Source organism: Streptomyces sp. NPDC006294, assembly GCF_042870895.1.
Classification (GTDB): domain Bacteria; phylum Actinomycetota; class Actinomycetes; order Streptomycetales; family Streptomycetaceae; genus Streptomyces.
The window spans coordinates 36,181-52,106 of record NZ_JBIAHV010000016.1; the positions used below are offsets into that span (position 1 = coordinate 36,181).

The window sequence follows — 15,926 nt, forward strand, 5'->3', positions numbered from 1 at the left end:
GTACGACACGGCCCCGCGCACCTTCGTAGGTGCGCGGGGCCTGCGTCAAGTGGAGCTGCCGGGGCCCTACTTGGCGGAGTCGAAGGCGGGGACGACGGAACCGGCGTACGTGTCCTCGATGAACTTCTTCACCTCGGGCGAGTTGAGGAGCTTCACGAGCTTCCGCACGCGCGCGTCGTCCTCGTTGCCCTCCTTGACCGCGAGGAAGTTGGCGTACGGGTTGCCTTCGGCCCTCTCCAGGGCCAGGGCGTCCTTGGCGGGCTCCAGGTCGGCCTCGATGGCGTAGTTGCCGTTGATGACCGCGGCGTCCACGTCGTTCAGGGCGCGGGGCAGCGTCGCGGCCTCGAGCTCCTTGAACTTCAGGCCCTTGGCGTCGGCGATGTCGGAGAGCTTGGCGTCGGTGCCGGCGCCGCCCTTGAGGGTGATGAGGCCGTTGTCGGCGAGCAGGGCGAGCGCGCGGCCCTCGTTGGTGGTGTCGTTGGGGACGGCGATCGTCTGGCCGGCCTTGATGTCCTTGAGGGCGTCGGCCTTCTTGGAGTAGAGGCCGAGGGGCTCGAGGTGGACGTCGGCGACGGGGACGATGGTCGTCCCGTTCTTCTTGTTGAAGTCGTCCAGGTACGGCTTGTGCTGGAAGAAGTTCGCGTCGACCTGACCCTGCTGGGTGGCGGTGTTCGGCAGGACGTAGTCGGTGAACTCCTTCACCTCCAGCGTCAGGCCCGCCTGCTTCGCCAGGTTGTCCTTGACGTAGTTCAGGATGTCGGCGTGCGGCGTCGGGGACGCGGCGACGACGAGGGCCTTGGACGCGTCGCCCTTGGACCCCGAGTCTGCCCGGGCGGCCGGGTCGGAGGCCGTGCCGCAGGCGGTGAGGCCGAGGGCGAGGGCGGCGGAGGCGGCGGCGGCCGCGGTGAACTTGATGGTGCTGCGCACGAAAAGTGCCTCTTTCTTGTGGTGGTGCGTCGCCCGGACAAGGAGTGCGGGCCGTGTGGGGAGGAGAAGGTCTGTGGGCTCAGCCGGCGGTGCGTCCGCGGCGGGCGAGGAGACGTACGACGCCGTCGCCGGCGAGCTGCACGATCGTCACGAGGGCGATCAGGATCACGACCGTGACAAGCATGAACTGGGTCTCGAAGCGCTGGAATCCGTAGGTGACGGCCTTGGACCCGAGGCCCTCGCCGCCGACCGCGCCGGCCATCGCCGAGTAGCCGACGAGGACGATCACGGTGGTGGTGACGGCGGAGACGAGCGAGGGCAGGGCCTGCGGGAGCAGCACCTTGCGCACGATCGTGGGGACGGAGCCGCCCATCGCCTGGACCGCTTCGACGAGTCCGTGGTCGACCTCGCGGATCGCCGTCTCGACGAGCCGGGCGAAGAACGGGATGGCGCCGACGGCGAGGGGCACGATCATCGCGGTGGGGCCGATGAAGGTGCCGACGACGAGGGTGGTGAAGGGGATCAGCGCGATCAGCAGGATGATGAACGGCAGCGAGCGGCCGATGTTCACGATCACGCCGACGGCCTTGTTCACCGGCGTGTTCTGGAGCAGTCCGCCCTTGTCGGTGAGGACGAGCAGCACGCCGAGCGGCAGTCCGCCGGCGACGGTGACGAGGGTGGACCACAGCACCATGTAGAGGGTGTCGAGGGTGCCCTGGCTCAGCAGTGGCTGCATCTCGGACCAGGTCACTTCGCGACCTCCTTGACCAGCGCGGGGGCGGCGTCCTGAGCGGGGGCGGCTTCGGTGTCGGAGTCGATGACGTCGATCTGGAGGCCCTGTTCGCGCAGGAAGCCGATCGGGACGACGTTCTCCTCGTAGCGGCCGGGGAGTTCGATGCGCATCCGGCCTATCTGCCGGCCGGCGACGGTGTCCATGGCGGCGCCGAGGATCGATATGTCGATGTTGTAGGTGCGTGAGAGCTGGGAGATGACCGGCTGGGTCGCGGCCTCGCCGTGGAAGGTGACGTCGATCACCGTGCGGTCGGGGCCGGACGCGTCGCCGCCCACCGGGAAGAGCTCGCGGGCGAGTTCGGAGCCGGGGGTCGCCAGCAGTTCGCTCACCGTTCCGGATTCGATGATCTTCCCCTTCTTCATCAGGGCGGCCGAGTCGCAGATCGTCTTGACGACGTCCATCTCGTGGGTGATCAGCAGGACCGTGAGCCCGAGCTGCCGGTTGAGGTCCCGCAGCAGCTGGAGGATCGAGCGGGTGGTCTCCGGGTCGAGGGCACTGGTCGCCTCGTCGGACAGCAGCACCTTGGGGTCGCCTGCGAGAGCGCGGGCGATGCCGACGCGCTGCTTCTGGCCGCCGGAGAGCTGGCCCGGGTAGGACCTGGCCTTGTCGGCGAGGCCGACCAGGTCGAGGAGTTCGAGGGCCTTGCGGGAGCGCCGGGCGCCGGGGACGCCGAGGATCTCCAGGGGCAGTTCGACGTTGTCCTGGACAGTGCGCGACGACAGCAGGTTGAAGTGCTGGAAGACCATGCCGATGCGGCTGCGCGCCTCGCGCAGTTCCCTGGAGGCGCGCCGGCCGCGGCCGGCCAGGGCGGTGAGGTCCTCACCGGCGACGGTCACGGTGCCGGAGGTGGGGCGCTCAAGGAGGTTGACGCAGCGGATCAGCGAGGACTTGCCGGCGCCGCTCTGTCCGATGACTCCGAAGACCTCGCCCTCGCGGACGTGCAGATCGACGCCGTCCAGAGCGGTGACCTCGCGGCCGCCTCGCGACTGGTAGACCTTGGTCAGGCCCGTAGTGGTGATCACAGGGGGTTTCCGTCACTGTCGAGTGCGCGGCGAGGTGTCCGCCGGGCACGGGGCATTTCGGTTCCGACGCGGCACGGGCGGACTCGGCCTGCGGCCGGGGGGAACGCGTGCGCGGGGCAGCTCGGTCCGGGGCGTTCCTGATCCACGGGGACGGTCGGACACGGCGCGGCTGTCGGTCTCGCTTCGGGGCGCGAGGCTCAGTCAGGGGCCCTCAGATGGCGCACATTCGACACATACGGCGAGCACCGGGCGTCGTGTCCGCCTCGGTCGCAGGGATGCGGCTGCTCGTCGTGGTCATGGCTGCAAGTAAAACAGACAGGTCGGGCACCGGACCGACGCTGTCCGCATAGCGGACCGAGTCGTCGCGCCATGTGGACGGATCACTGCGCCGCGGTGATCTCGAAGCCCTCCGCCGTGACCTGCACCGACACCGCGGCGAGGTCGGGGACGACGAGGTCGGCGGTGAGTTCGGCACGGCGGTGCGTTGTGGTCAATGCCACGGTGCGCATACCGGCGGCCCGCCCGGCCGTCAGCCCCGCGGGGGCGTCCTCGAAGACGACACAGCGGGCGGGGTCGACGCCGAGGCGGCGGGCCGCGAGCAGGTACGGCTCCGGGTCGGGCTTGCCCCGCGTGATGTCGTCGGCGGCGACCGTCATCTTGGGCCGTACGCCGACCTCGGCCAGCCGGGCCTCGGCGAGCCTGCGGGTGGCGGAGGTGACCACGGCCCACCGCTCCGGCGGCAGCTGCGCGAGCAGCCGGAGTGTGCCGGGCAGCGCCACCACTCCCCCGGCGACGTCCTCCACCTCGAGGTGCTCGATGCGGGCGACCGCCTCGGGCACGAGGTGCGCGGGCAGCAGGTCGGCGGCTATCTCCGCGGCCGGGCGGCCGTGGAGTTCGATCCGGGCGAACGCCTCCGCGGTGATGCCGTACTCGCCGGCCCAGCGGGTCCAGCAGCGGTTCACCGACTCCAGGGAGGAGACGAGCGTCCCGTCGTTGTCGAACAGCAGGGCTTCGGCGTGCAGCTTCATGCCCGGAAGCCTAGGCTTCCGGTCCTTCTCCCCGTGCGCCGGGGCCGCGCGCATCGCGGCCTTTGGCCCGTAATACCCTCGGGCCCATGCTTGACGCCCTGACGGTCGCGGTCGGTGTGACCGCGCTCGCCCTCGCCGCGTGGTGCGGCTTCGCCGCCTATCGGGACCAGCCCACCAAGGACTGGCACTTCATCGGCATGGCCGTGGTGACGGTGCTGGCCGTCGCCCAGCTGATCGTCGGCATCGTGTGGCTGGCCCGCGGCGAGGAGCCCGACCAGGGCACCGCGATCTTCGTGTCGTATCTGATCGGCTCGGCCCTCGCCGTGCCGGCGGCCGGTTTCCTGTCGGTGGCGGAGCGCACCCGCTGGGGGTCCGCGACGGTCGCGGCGGGAGCGGTCGTGCTGGCCGTGCTCGAAGTCCGGCTTCACGACATCTGGGGAGGCTGACGATGACCGGGACCGCCGCGAAGCAGAAGCGGACGAAGCTGGTCGAGGGGCCCGGGCTGCTGCTGGTGTGGCTCTACGGCGTGATGTCCGTCGGCGCCGTGTCCCGGTCCGTCTACCAGATCATCGACGACTTCGGCAGCGCGCCGCTCGCCCATGTGCTGTCGGCCGTCGCGGCCGTCGTGTACGCGTTCATCACGTACACCCTGGTGCGGGGCGGGGAGACCGCCCGCAGGGCGGCGCTGGTGTGCTGCGCCGCCGAGCTGGCGGGCGTCCTCGTCGTGGGGACCTGGACGGTGCTGGAACCCTCGGCGTTCCCCGACTCGACGGTGTGGTCCGAGTACGGGATGGGCTACCTGTTCATCCCGGTGCTGCTGCCGGTGACCGGGATGCTCTGGCTGCGGCGCTCCCGGTCGTCCGCCTGACCCCTGCGGGTTCGGAGGGCGGCACCCCTGCGGGTTCGGGCGGGCGGCTCAGGCGCTGGCGACGTACGAGCCGGCCTCGGCCTCCTTCTCCAGCGTGACCAGGGTGAGCCGCGGGCCCACCTGCTCGCGGGAGACCGGGACATAGCCGCGGCTGCGGTACAGCCGCAGATTGCTCTCGCTGCGGTGGCCGGTGAACAGCTGGAACCGCTTGGCCGCCGCGTCCCCGGTGAAGCGCGCCTCGATCGCGTCGAGCAGCCGGCCGCCCAGGCCGTGCCGCTGCATCCGGGGATGGACGATGAGCTTGGCGATACGGGCCGTCCCGGTGTCGTCGACCCTGGCGCGTACCGAGGCGACGACCTCGCCCCCGAGCCTGGCCACGAGTGCGGGGCCCTGGGTGAGTTCGGCGCGGAGGTCGGCCAGGGACTGGGTCAGCGGCTCGATGCCGTAGTCGCCGTAGAGCTCGGCCTCGGTCTGATAGCACAGATACTGCAGCTTGAGGATGTGCTCCGCGTCGGCCTCCGCCGCCGCCGAGATGGTCACGCTCATGCCCATGTGCGCACGCCTCCCGCTCACCTGTCACCGCCGGTTGTCTACCGCTCCTTTCCCCGATGCTCAGGAGCTGCAACCTCTGCCGCCAGCATTCTGCGCAGACATCCCAGGCAGCGGGAACGCATCGGCCCCAGACTTCCTTGTGAGATACCCAACGTCCCTGCGATTTCCCGGTAGGTGGGGTCCTGCGGCGACAGCATCGCAGTCAGCAGGCGCGGGCAGTTCCCGGGAGTGCGGGCCACGGCCGCCCGCACGGCGCGGCGGCGCTCGTTCCTGAGCAGGGCGCGTTCCGGGCCTGCCACGGGATCGGCGGAGGGGTCGTGGCGGTGCGGGAGTTCCCGCCGGGCCGTGCGGCGGGCGCGGCGCGCCTCCGCCCGTACGGCCGTCCTGACCCAGCGGGCGGCGTCGGCCGGCGGCCCTTCGCCGTCGAGCCGCTCCAGGAGCCGTACCCATACGGCCTGTTCGAGGTCGCCCGGTTCGATCGCGGCGGCGGGCGCTTCCGCCGTCGCCTCCGCGCTCACCAGCGCTCTCAGAGCGCCGACGACCTGGCCGGTGGTGGCTGTTGCTCGGGATGCGGTCATGCCCGGCGGGACGGCGGCGGGACGGGCTCCGGTTGCCCGAGCCCGGCCGGCGTCACCCGTACGAGAGCGCCGCGGGCACCGGTTCCGGGGCCCGCGGCGGTGACGGGGCGTCAACCTCACGGTCGGCCCGGGGTTGACGCCCCGGAGGCGGGCCTCAGCCCTTGAACTCGGCGGCGGCCAGCAGACCGGTGTCCGCGTTGTCGGTGAAGATGCCGTCGATGCCCGTCGCGAAGTACGTCTTGTACGCGCCGAAGACGTCGCCGTAGGCGTTCGGGTCGGTGCCGCGCCGGAAGTCGGCGGGGAGGAAGGCGTTCTCGTTGCGCATCGTGTAGGGGTGCAGGACCAGGCCGCGCGCGTGGGCGTCCCGTACCAGCGTCGTCGGCTCGGTCAGCCGGCCGGCCGCGTCCTTGGGGATGACGAGGTCCAGCAGCGGACCGATGCCCTGGGCGAAGCCGGCGATCCAGTCCAGGCCCTCGGCCGTGATCAGATCGGCGACCGTGCGCGGGTCGCCCGCCTCGCGGAAGTCCCACGGGCGGTCGTCCGGGGTCCACAGCAGGACGACCCGCGGGGTGCCGACCAGACGGGCCATCCGCTCCATGCTCGTCGGCTCGAAGGACTGCAGGAACGTCGGGGAGTCCGCGCGGTGCCGCCCGTACCGGCGCAGCAGCTTCGCCAGCCGCTCCTCCAGGCCGAGGCCGATGCTCCGGAAGTAGCTGGGGTGCTTGGTCTCGACGTAGAGCCACACCGGGCGGCCGCGGCGGCGGCCCTCCCGCTCGGCCCACTGCAGCACCTCCTCGAAGGTGGGCACGGTCCAACGGCCGTCGTAGAGGGTGTTCTCCTGGCGGGTGCCCGGGATGCGCTCCTTGGCGCGCAGCGTCTTCAGCTCGGCGAGCGTGAAGTCCTCGGTGAACCAGCCGGTGAGGCTGACGCCGTCGACGGACTTGGTCGTCCGGCGGGACGCGAACCCGGGGTGGTCGGCGACGTCCGTAGTGCCCGTGATGTCGTTCTCGTGACGGCATACGAGATGGCCGTCCTTCGTGGGCACCAGGTCCTGCTCGATGACGTGCGCGCCCATGTCGAGGGCGAACTGGTACGCGCCCATCGTGTGCTCGGGCCGGTATCCGCTGGCGCCGCGGTGGGCGATCACCGTGGGCACGGGCAGCTCCCGCCGGCCCCTGCCGGACGGGCCACCACCGTGACGCTCGTCCGCACGTGCCGTCGCCGCCGTGCCGACGCCGGCCCCGAGGGCGGCGGTGGTCACGACCGCTGCCGCCCCCAGCACGCTGCGGCGCGCCGGACTGCTGCTCGCACCCTGTGTCATGAAACGTTCCTCCATGTGTTGTTCATGTGATGTCCCGCACCTGCCAAGCGACGCCTGATGGTAGGCAGTTACGTCTTACCTGCGGCAGACCCTGCACGAACACCGTGGGAACGCGCGTCAACACGGCGTATCGACTGCGTGAACCCGATGTGCGGTCGGGGGCGACCCGCGAGTATCGTCCTCACCTGCAGAGATTTCACGGTCATAACCGCCCGTCCCATGACACCGGAGGACCCGTTGTCCCGCTTGACACTCATCAAGGCAGTGCTGGGGCCGATCCTGCGCCTGATGTTCCGCCCCCGTGTGGAAGGCGCCGAGAACATCCCCGCGGACGGGGCGGTGATTCTCGCCGGAAACCATCTCACCTTCATCGACTCGATGATCCTCCCGCTGGTCTGCGACCGCCCGGTGTACTTCATCGGCAAGGACGAGTACGTCACGGGCAAGGGCGTCAAGGGCCGCCTGATGGCCTGGTTCTTCACCGGCAGCGGCATGATCCCGGTCGACCGCGACGGCGCCAACGGCGGTGTTGCGGCGCTGATGACGGGACGGCGGGTGCTGGAGGAGGGCAAGGCGTTCGGCATCTACCCGGAGGGCACCCGCTCCCCCGACGGCCGGCTCTACCGGGGCCGCACGGGCATCGCGCGCCTCACCCTGATGACCGGCGCGCCGGTCGTCCCGTTCGCCGTCATCGGCACCGACAAACTCCAGCCGGGCGGCGCGGGCCTGCCCCGACCGGGCCGGGTCACCCTCCGTTTCGGCGAGCCGATGGAGTTCTCCCGGTACGAGGGGATGGATCGGGACCGGTATGTGCTGCGTGCGGTGACGGACTCCGTGATGACGGAGGTCATGGGGTTGTCGGGGCAGGAGTACGTGGACATGTACGCGACCAAGGCGAAGGCGGCGTAGCGCGGCGCGTCGGGGTCGGCGAGCCGGAGCCTGCCGGTCCCGTCGGGGCCCCGCCCCGAACCCCGCGCCTCAAACGCCGGCGAGGCTGAAGTTGCCCGCCAGAGCACTGCCCGGACGCGCCGCCTCAAGCACCGGCGGGCTGGGAACTTGCCGGCTTGTCGGGGCCCCGCCCCGCACCCGCGCCTCAAACGCCGGCGGGGCTGGTTTCGCGGAGCGAGATCCAGCCCGGCCCGGGGGCACTCCCCCTACGCCTGGCGGCGTGGGAGGTGCCCCGACCCACGGCCGCCAGGCCGTAGGGGGGATTGGGGCCACCGCGCGGAGGGCGGAGTGCGGTACGGGTCCGGGCAGAGCCCGGGCCGCCGCCCGGAGGGCGGCGCGCGGTCCGGGGCCTGCCCCCGCCACGCGGCGGAGCCGCACATCCGCTAGAGCGGGAAGGGGCGGGTAGGGGGGCAGGCGGGTCGCTCAGTGGTCCGCCGTGTCCGCCAGCGTCTGGCCCCGTAGCAGGAACCACGCCGCCACCGCCGCCCCCAGCAGCACCACCGCTCCCACGCCCGCCGCGAGCCGCAGGCCGTCGACGAACGCCTCCTGTGCCGCGCCGAGGAGCGCGTCCGCCCGGGCGGGGGTGAGCGCCGAGGACGCCTCGACCGCGCCGCCGAGCGACTCGTGGGCGGCCGAGGAGACGCTCGCCGGCGTGCCGTCCGGCGCGCTGAAGCCGCGGTAGACGCCGGTCACGATCGAGCCCAGCAGGGCGATGCCGAGCGCGGCCCCCAGTTCGTAGGCGGTCTCGGAGACCGCGGACGCGGCGCCCGCCTGTTCCTTGGGGACGCTGGAGAGGATCACGTCCGCGGTGACCGTGAACGAGAATCCCGCTCCCGCGCCGACGACCAGCAGGGCCGCGCCGAGCAGCGGGTAGCCGGTCGTCTTGCCGAGCAGCGTGAGCACGGCCAGCGACAGGCCGACCGCCGCGAGGCCGCCCGCGACCACCGAGCGTACGGAGAAGCGGCGGGCGACCCTGCCGGCCACCAGCCCGGTGGCCACCGCGCCGATCGCCGCCGGCAGTTCGGCCAGCCCCGCCTCCAACGGCTGACGGCCCTGGACCAGTTGCAGGAACTGGGACAGGAAGAACACCAGCCCCGACAGGCCGAGGATGGTCAGCAGATCGGCCAGCACGGCCCCCGAGAACCCCCGGTGCCGGAACAGCCGCATGTCGAGCAGCGGTGTGCTCAGGGTGAGCTGGCGCCGGACGAATCCGTACAGGCCGGCGACGCCGACGAGCGCCGCCACGCCCGCCTCCCAGCTCGGTCCGTGGCCGGCCGCCTCCTTGACCGCGTAGACGACGGCGACCATGCCGACGAGCGAGAGCCCGACGCTCGGCAGGTCCCAGGGGCCGGAGACCGGGTTCTTCGACTCGGGCACGAGCTTGACGCCGACGACGACGAGGACCGCCATCACGGGCAGGTTGATCAGGAAGACGGAGCCCCACCAGAAGTGCTCCAGCAGTAGCCCGCCGACGACCGGACCCACGGCCGCGCCCGCGGACGCGGTGGCACCCCAGATGCCGATGGCGAGGCTGCGTTCCCTGGGGTCGTGGAAGATGTTGCGGATCAGCGCCAGCGTGGACGGCATCAGCGTCGCGCCGGCGACGCCGAGCAGCGCCCGGGCGAGGATCATCATCTCGGGGGTGGTGGCGTACGCGTTGAGCACGGAGGCCGCGCCGAAGGCGACGGCTCCGGTCAGCAGCAGCTTCTTGCGGCCGATGCGGTCGCCGAGGCTGCCCATGGAGACGAGCAGGCCGGCGATCACGAACGAGTAGACGTCGCCGATCCACAGCAACTGCGCCCCGGTCGGCTTCAGGTCCTCGCTGAGGAACGGGGTCGCGAGGCCGAGGACGGTGGCGTCGACGGCCACCAGCAGGACGGCGAGGACCAGGACCGCGAGCGCCAGCCAGCGCCCGGGGCGGTACACGGTCTCGTCCGCTCCGCTCGTGGCCCGGACGGTGCTGCTCATTGATCCACTCTCCGTAGTGCGCCGCCGAGCAGCAGCTCGACGGTCATGTGCTGGAAGTCCTTCTGGGCCACGCGGCCGTCCATGACGGCCCAGGCGCAGGAGCCGATGAGGGCGTAGAGCGCCTCGGTGAGCCAGGCAGGTGTCAGGTCGATCCGGAACTCGCCCTGTTCCTGGCCGCGCCGGAACAGGTCGGAGACGCGGGCGTCGAGGCGGGCCCAGCCCTCGTTGACCTCGTCGCCCTCGAAGAGCTGGTTCTCGGTGTAGAGGAAGGCCAGCAGATCGGCGGCCGGTTCCACCTCGCCGATCAGCCGTCGCAGGGCGTCGCCCGCGCCGCCGTCGTCCAGGCGAGCCTTGTCCAGGGCGGCCTCGAACTCCTGGATGCCGTGCTGTTCCAGCGCTCTGACCAGCGCGTCCCGGCCGGCGAAGTGCCGGTGCAGGGTGGCTCGGCCGATCCCCGCGGCCCGGGCGACCTCGTCCATGGTGGCGGTCGACTTACGGGCGAGGAGGGCGGCGGCTGCGCGCAGGACGTGCTCTCGATCCATGGCCATGAGACAACCATAGGCCATGTGAGACATCAATGTCTCATTCAGGAGCTGAATGTCTCCTTGCCGCAGGTCCCGAGGCTGCACCGCCTGCGCCGCCCGCTGTCGTCCGGGAACAGCCAGCCGCAGTCCTTCCCCGGGCAGACCCGGACGGTGAAGCGCCGCGGCTGACCGAGCAGCTCGGCGGCGCTGCGGGCCACGGCGAGGACGGGCAGCCGCAGACCGGCGGCCGGCGACAGCCGCCGGCGCCCCAGACCGTCCGCACCACGGACGAACACGGACACCTTCGCGGCGTCCTGCGCCGCGTCGGCCACCGCTTTGAACGCCCGCCCGTCGTCCGGGTCGGTCAGACACGCCTACAGCCGCGCGCGGAGTCCCCTCGCCTCCTCCAGCACCGCGTCCGCCTCCCGCGGACGCTGCCGCGCCTGCTGGAGGAGGCCCGTCACCAGCCAGTCCTCCGCGAGATCCAGGTGCCCGGCCCACACCGCGAGGGTGCGGTAGGTGCGCAGCCACTCGGAGCCGGGCCGCGGCGGGCCGTGCCAGCCGGCCCAGGTGTTGCAGAACTCGAGCGCCGGGTCGCCGCTCGTGCTCCACGGCAGCCACTCCTCGCCGACCCGCACCGCGTACCCGGGCGTGGCCGGACGGTTCGGCCGCGGGTCACCGTGCAGGATGCGGTCGTACAGGGTGTGCAGCCGATCGCCCGGTTCGATGCCCAGGCGGGTCACCAGCGCCGTGCGGGTGGCGCGGTACAGCTCCAGCGCGTCGGCCGGCCGCCCGCTTCGGTACAGCGCGGTCATCTGCGCCGCGACCAGCCGCTCCCGGTCCGGGTGCGCACCGGCGAGCGGCGTCAGGTCCCGCCACGGCCCGGTCGTGGTCGCCCAGTTCCAGCTGGGCCTCGGCGCGCTGCTCCAGCGCGGACAGCCGCAGTCGCGCGACCGGCCCGCCGAGCCGTTCGCGCAGCCGGTCGTCGGCGATGTCGGCGAGCAGCGGCCCTCGCCACAGCACGAGCGCCTGGTCGTACAGGTGTACGCGCTCGGTCCCGCCGGCGGCGGCCTGGGCTCGGCGGACGAGGTCGGCGAAGTCGTGGGCGTCGACGGTGTGACCGTCCGGATCGACGGCGTAGCCGTCGTGCCGGGTGTCGACGCGCGGCCCGTACGGGCCCGGCCGGGCGCGGAGCCGGCCGATGCAGGTGTGGATGGTGCCACGGGCGGAGGCGGGCGGGCCGCCGTCCCACAGCAGGTCGATGATGCGCCCGGTCGTCACCACCCGGCCGGCTTCCACGACCCTGGGGAACATCGGTACAGCGGTTGGCGCTGAGAACGATCATGGTCGGTCAGCACACCGGCTGCGGGCTCTGCGGGGGGTCGCGGAAAGATCGCCGGGCGGTGCCGGGGCTGAATACGGTCTGCCCGTGCCGGTGGCCGGGCACGACCTTGCCGGCCCCCGTCCGATGGACCGTGCCGTCGTCGATGGCCCCGCCGGCGTTGTCCCTCACGAAGTTGCCCGGCGTCTGAAGCCCCTTGCCGACGCTCTCGATGAACGTCGTGATCGCTTCGTCTTCACCCTTGGTCTGTTCGATGTGCGTGACGACGTCTGTGATGAAGTCGAGCTGCTCCTTCTCTGACAGCTGAGTGCCCGAAGGGCTCCGCCCGGTGCGCAGAACCTTGCCGATCAAGTTCGACACCATCTGAGCCCCCTGACTGATGCCGCTCATTTCCTCGTATCCGTCCTTGCTGTACATGGGCGTTTCCCTTCATGCCGTTCGCCGACGCACTACCTTGCGGCAGGCGCCAGTGGCCCATGCACTGACAGCGCCCATGTTGCGTGACGCATATAGAGCAAACACGATGTCATCGGCCATATGGGTGTGTCCGGCCTGGCCTCGGGGAACACCCATAAGGCCGTTGGCGCCGAGAACGATCACGGTTCAATTGGCGTGAGCGCGCTTACCCGGTTCTCGCTTACCCGGTTCTTGTACTCGCGGCGGGCCTTGCGCCGAGCCGGGACTGCCGTGGTGCCGTCGAGGGCCTGGCAGAGGTCGAGAAGTCGGCGGTGGACTGCGGGTACGGCGCTGACGCGCAGCGTGTAGCCCTGGCCGCGCCGCACGGCCACCCCTTTGGCAAGCGCGGCCCCCTCGGCGGGCTCCAGCTCGGCGGCGCGGAGGAAGCCGGCGACCTTGCCCGGCACGTCGAGGACGACCGGCAGTTCCGGGGCCGGGACGCCCGGGTCGCCGGCCGTGTGCTCGGGCAGGAGATCGGCGACGGCGGTGCGGATCGCGCCGCGGCTGACGCCGTGGTCGCGCGCGAGGGCGGCGATGGATCGGCCCTCCAGGTACGCGGTGCGGACAGTGCCGGTCCTGTCGGCCGCCACGGCGGGGCGGCGCCCGCCCTTGCTGCCCTTGGCCTCGGCGGCGCGCAGTCCGTCGTAGGTCAGCTCGCGTTGGAGGTCGCGCTGGAGTTCGCCGGCGGCGGCGAGGGTCTGCACCATGAACTTCACGGTGGACAGCAGTTCGCCGGTGCGCGGGTGGCGGGCGGTGAGGTCCATCGCGGAGAACGCGCCGTCGTGGATACGCAGCCACCTGCTCGCGATGCAGGACGTCGAGCACGTCGAGGATGTGCCCGGTGCCGCGCAAGAGGCGGAACATTTCGGAGATGTGCACGGTGTCGCCCGGCCGCGCGTAGTTCAGCAGCTTGCGGAACTTCGGCCGCTGGAGAGGGTGGAGGCGGCTGGAGGTGCGCCCGGGTCCTCCTCGAAGTCGACCGGGTCCTCGATCCCGGCCTCGTGAAGGACGAGGTTCGGCCGGGCGGTCGACTGCTGGTCGGTCGAGACCCGCTTGTAGACCAGATTCGCCACTCGTGGGGCCCCTTCCGTACGGAGGATGGGACCCTATCTGTCGTCAAACCCGGTCAGCAATCACCATCGGATTCGATTGGATTCGGGCCGTCGCGAACCCCCGGATTGCGCGGGTTCATTGGACGCACCGGCCCCCTGTCGTCAAACGATCGTTTGACGACAGGCGGAGTCCGGCGTGGAGGGCAGCCCAGGTTGGGACGACAGCCTTCCTCGTTGTTCAGCGGCGACGGTGCCGCGTCGAGGCGGTCGACGGACCCGTCCACCAGCCGCTGACCCAGGGGTTCTGCGGCGCCTGGCCGTCGTGAAGTAGGCGGCGATGGGGGTAGACGGTTTGCGGCTGGTGATACCAGGGAGGCTCGTCTGTCCGGTGTGTGCTCCCGGCGGGGCGGTGGCGGCGTGCGTACCGTGGGCGGCAATGGATGAGGTGGTGCTGTGACGACCGAGGAAGAGCCGCACGGGACATCGGGTCTGCCTGGGTTGCGGCTGAATCTGGACGAGCAGTTGGAGGGCATCGCCCAGCAGTTGCGGTCGCTGGCCAGGGCGAAGGACCGTTTGCAGGGGCTGCTGTCTGCGGTGTTGGAGATTGGCGGTGATCTGGATCTGCCGACAGTGCTGCACAGGATTGTTACTACCGCCATGGATCTGGCCGGGGCGCGTTACGGTGCGCTCGGCGTCCTCGCCCCTTCCGGCGACCACCTGCAGCAATTCATCACGGCCGGCCTCACCGATGAGGAGCGCGCGGCGCTCGGAGGCATCGATTTTCCGCACGGCCGTGGCGTCCTGGGCCATCTGATCCACCATCCCGAGCCCCTGCGGGTGACCGACATCCCCTCGCACCCGGCCTCGGTCGGTTTTCCGCCCGGACACCCGCCTATGCGTACGCTTCTGGGCGTGGCGATTACCGTCCGTGGGGAGATCTATGGCGACCTCTACCTCTCCGAGCGCCGGGACGGCCGGCCGTTCGATGAGGACGACGAGTCGGTCGTGCGGGCCTTGGCGGGAGCTGCGGGTATCGCCATCGAGAACGCCCGCCTGTTCGGCTACATGCGCGACAGCGCCGAACAGTTCCAGCGGCTGCTGCTGCCGACCCTGCCGGACCTGACACCGTTCTCCGGGGCTGCGGTCTACCGAGCAGCGGCCGAACCGGCCAGCGTCGGCGGAGACTGGTACGACGCCGTCGTCCTGCCCGACCAGGCCTGCGCGGCCGTCATCGGCGACGTCGTCGGCCACGACCTGCATGCCGCAGCCGCTATGGCCCAGGCCCGCAACATGCTCCGCGCCCTGCTCTACGACCGCCAGACCCCGCCCAGCGAGGTGCTGACCAAGCTGGACCACACCGTCCACGCCATCACCGACCTGCCGGTCACCACCGCATGCCTGGTCAGGATCGAGCCCCCCTCCACCGATGGCTGGACGCTCCACTGGAGCACCGCCGGCCACCTCCCGCCACTGATCCTGACCCCCGATGGCACAGCCCGCTACCTGCATGCCGAGCCCGGCATCCCACTGGGGGTGGATCCCGACATCCACCGCCCCGACCACACCCATCAGCTGCCGCCAGGCGCCATCGTGCTGCTGTTCTCCGACGGCCTCGTCGAACACCCGGATCATCCCATCGACGACCGCCTGAGAGCCCTCGCCGAACTCGCCGCAGCCCACGCCACTCAGCCGCTCGACGCCCTCGTGCACGCCCTCGCCGACCACCATCCCAGCGACGGCCACGACGACATGGCCATCCTGGCCATACGAACGCCCCGCGAAGAATGAATCCCAGTCCGCTACAGGCGGCCCGACAGGTCGGGTGCGCCGCGCCCGTCACTCCTCGTCTTCGCGTCCTCGACGGCGTCCGGATCCCGGAACGGGCGCAGGCCCTGGCCGGGGTCGCTGGCCTTGATGTTGAACAGGTAGCGGCCCAGGAAGTTGATGTGCCGGTCCTTGAGCGGGGAGAGGCGGGCGACGTCCTCGTCCTTGATGTCGTGGCCCTCGGCGCGGAGCTGGGCGACGGCGGCGTCCAGGTAGCGGGCGTTCCAGAGCACGACAGCGTTGAGGACCAGGCCGAGGGCGGCAAGCTGGTCCTCCTGGCCCTCGCGGTACGCCTGGCGGATCTGGCCCCGGCCGCCGTGGCAGATCGCGCAAGCCAGGCGGTGGCGGGACTCCTGCACGGTCAGCTGCCGGTTCATCAGCCGACGGTAGGTGTCGTCGACCGGGTCGACCAACGCGAGCAGGTGCATGGTCTTGTCGATCCGCCCGTACTCGGCGAACGCGGCGCCGAGCGGCGTCGGGTGGCCCTCGCGGCCGAACATCCGCAGCAGGTCGTAGGACCGGAGTACGAGGCGTTATCGGTCGTTATCTAGGAGTGTCAAGCTCTTCCGCTGGTCCTCGTCCTGACATCGCGGCAGGCACGTGAGGCACATCTGAGGAGATCGCTAGTGACCAGGTCAAGAGGGAAGACAAGATGTCTTCGTGACCACTAGTAGTAGATGGATCAACCTTGCGGCCTCGCAGCTGCCGCCGGCGAAGCTGCGG

At 71.1% G+C, this 15,926-nt stretch carries 18 protein-coding genes and 2 pseudogenes; 4 read left to right on the forward strand and 16 right to left on the reverse strand.

Features of this window, described 5'->3' with window-relative positions; all coding sequences use genetic code 11:
- Nucleotides 1-66 precede the first annotated feature (66 nt).
- The 4 genes from ACFYOP_RS26290 to ACFYOP_RS26305 all read right to left on the reverse strand — a co-directional run bounded on the left by ACFYOP_RS26290 (nt 67) and on the right by ACFYOP_RS26305 (nt 3,770).
- Complete coding sequence (locus tag ACFYOP_RS26290) at nt 67-927, reverse strand: MetQ/NlpA family ABC transporter substrate-binding protein (RefSeq protein ID WP_356894984.1); 861 nt, start codon at nt 925-927, stop codon at nt 67-69.
- Between the two features lie 79 nt (nt 928-1,006).
- Nucleotides 1,007-1,678 carry a methionine ABC transporter permease gene (locus ACFYOP_RS26295; protein ID WP_356894986.1) on the reverse strand — a complete coding sequence of 224 codons (672 nt, stop codon included), beginning with the start codon at nt 1,676-1,678 and terminating at the stop codon, nt 1,007-1,009.
- On the reverse strand, nt 1,675-2,742 hold the full coding sequence (locus ACFYOP_RS26300) for an ATP-binding cassette domain-containing protein (protein WP_356894988.1): 1,068 nt from the start codon (nt 2,740-2,742) through the stop codon (nt 1,675-1,677). Before ACFYOP_RS26300 ends, ACFYOP_RS26295 begins: the two co-directional genes overlap by 4 nt.
- A 380-nt stretch (nt 2,743-3,122) precedes the next feature.
- On the reverse strand, nt 3,123-3,770 hold the full coding sequence (locus tag ACFYOP_RS26305) for an HAD family hydrolase (protein ID WP_356894990.1): 648 nt from the start codon (nt 3,768-3,770) through the stop codon (nt 3,123-3,125).
- Between the two features lie 86 nt (nt 3,771-3,856).
- On the opposite strand from ACFYOP_RS26305, the gene ACFYOP_RS26310 reads away from it, so the two are divergent.
- Nucleotides 3,857-4,216: a hypothetical protein gene (locus ACFYOP_RS26310; protein ID WP_356894992.1), complete on the forward strand. Its 360-nt coding sequence runs from the start codon at nt 3,857-3,859 to the stop codon at nt 4,214-4,216.
- Nucleotides 4,217-4,218: 2 nt separating this feature from the next.
- Nucleotides 4,219-4,638, forward strand: coding sequence for a hypothetical protein (locus ACFYOP_RS26315; protein WP_356894994.1), 420 nt, complete (start codon nt 4,219-4,221; stop codon nt 4,636-4,638).
- 48 nt (nt 4,639-4,686) lie between these two features.
- Here the strand turns inward: ACFYOP_RS26315 and ACFYOP_RS26320 are convergent, their stop codons facing one another.
- From ACFYOP_RS26320 to ACFYOP_RS26330, 3 genes are all read right to left on the reverse strand, one after another.
- Nucleotides 4,687-5,190, reverse strand: a complete 504-nt coding sequence (locus tag ACFYOP_RS26320) for a GNAT family N-acetyltransferase (protein ID WP_356894996.1) — start codon at nt 5,188-5,190, stop codon at nt 4,687-4,689.
- A gap of 38 nt (nt 5,191-5,228) precedes the next feature.
- Nucleotides 5,229-5,768: a sigma-70 family RNA polymerase sigma factor gene (locus tag ACFYOP_RS26325; RefSeq protein ID WP_356894998.1), complete on the reverse strand. Its 540-nt coding sequence runs from the start codon at nt 5,766-5,768 to the stop codon at nt 5,229-5,231.
- 154 nt (nt 5,769-5,922) lie between these two features.
- Nucleotides 5,923-7,089 carry a glycerophosphodiester phosphodiesterase gene (locus tag ACFYOP_RS26330; protein WP_356895000.1) on the reverse strand — a complete coding sequence of 389 codons (1,167 nt, stop codon included), beginning with the start codon at nt 7,087-7,089 and terminating at the stop codon, nt 5,923-5,925.
- Between the two features lie 147 nt (nt 7,090-7,236).
- On the opposite strand from ACFYOP_RS26330, the gene ACFYOP_RS26335 reads away from it, so the two are divergent.
- On the forward strand, nt 7,237-7,998 hold the full coding sequence (locus ACFYOP_RS26335) for a lysophospholipid acyltransferase family protein (protein ID WP_356895002.1): 762 nt from the start codon (nt 7,237-7,239) through the stop codon (nt 7,996-7,998).
- 462 nt (nt 7,999-8,460) lie between these two features.
- Here ACFYOP_RS26335 and ACFYOP_RS26340 read toward each other — a convergent pair whose 3' ends face one another.
- The 8 genes and pseudogenes from ACFYOP_RS26340 to ACFYOP_RS26375 all read right to left on the reverse strand — a co-directional run bounded on the left by ACFYOP_RS26340 (nt 8,461) and on the right by ACFYOP_RS26375 (nt 13,400).
- Nucleotides 8,461-10,005 carry an MFS transporter gene (locus ACFYOP_RS26340; protein WP_356895004.1) on the reverse strand — a complete coding sequence of 515 codons (1,545 nt, stop codon included), beginning with the start codon at nt 10,003-10,005 and terminating at the stop codon, nt 8,461-8,463.
- Nucleotides 10,002-10,553 (reverse strand): TetR/AcrR family transcriptional regulator, encoded by a 552-nt coding sequence (locus ACFYOP_RS26345; protein WP_356895006.1) that lies wholly within the window; start codon nt 10,551-10,553, stop codon nt 10,002-10,004. Before ACFYOP_RS26345 ends, ACFYOP_RS26340 begins: the two co-directional genes overlap by 4 nt.
- A 38-nt stretch (nt 10,554-10,591) precedes the next feature.
- Nucleotides 10,592-10,861, reverse strand: coding sequence for a CGNR zinc finger domain-containing protein (locus ACFYOP_RS26350; RefSeq protein WP_356895008.1), 270 nt, complete (start codon nt 10,859-10,861; stop codon nt 10,592-10,594).
- Nucleotides 10,862-10,903: 42 nt separating this feature from the next.
- Nucleotides 10,904-11,344 carry a BTAD domain-containing putative transcriptional regulator gene (locus ACFYOP_RS26355; RefSeq protein WP_356895010.1) on the reverse strand — a complete coding sequence of 147 codons (441 nt, stop codon included), beginning with the start codon at nt 11,342-11,344 and terminating at the stop codon, nt 10,904-10,906.
- A 103-nt stretch (nt 11,345-11,447) separates the two neighbouring features.
- A pseudogene (locus tag ACFYOP_RS26360) lies at nt 11,448-11,843 on the reverse strand (BTAD domain-containing putative transcriptional regulator); the annotation flags it as partial.
- Between the two features lie 37 nt (nt 11,844-11,880).
- Nucleotides 11,881-12,288 carry a hypothetical protein gene (locus tag ACFYOP_RS26365; protein ID WP_356895012.1) on the reverse strand — a complete coding sequence of 136 codons (408 nt, stop codon included), beginning with the start codon at nt 12,286-12,288 and terminating at the stop codon, nt 11,881-11,883.
- Between the two features lie 179 nt (nt 12,289-12,467).
- A complete protein-coding gene (locus tag ACFYOP_RS26370; RefSeq protein WP_356895014.1) occupies nt 12,468-13,091 on the reverse strand; it encodes a hypothetical protein in 624 nt (207 codons plus the stop codon).
- 138 nt (nt 13,092-13,229) lie between these two features.
- Nucleotides 13,230-13,400: a hypothetical protein gene (locus ACFYOP_RS26375; RefSeq protein WP_356895016.1), complete on the reverse strand. Its 171-nt coding sequence runs from the start codon at nt 13,398-13,400 to the stop codon at nt 13,230-13,232.
- 432 nt (nt 13,401-13,832) lie between these two features.
- Here ACFYOP_RS26375 and ACFYOP_RS26380 point away from each other — a divergent pair, with 432 nt between their 5' ends.
- Entirely contained in the window at nt 13,833-15,167 is a 1,335-nt protein-coding gene (locus ACFYOP_RS26380; protein ID WP_388452994.1) for a PP2C family protein-serine/threonine phosphatase, read from the forward strand.
- Between the two features lie 11 nt (nt 15,168-15,178).
- Here ACFYOP_RS26380 and ACFYOP_RS26385 read toward each other — a convergent pair.
- Nucleotides 15,179-15,727, reverse strand: a pseudogene (locus ACFYOP_RS26385) (Tn3 family transposase); the annotation flags it as partial.
- Between the last annotated feature and the right edge of the window lie 199 nt (nt 15,728-15,926).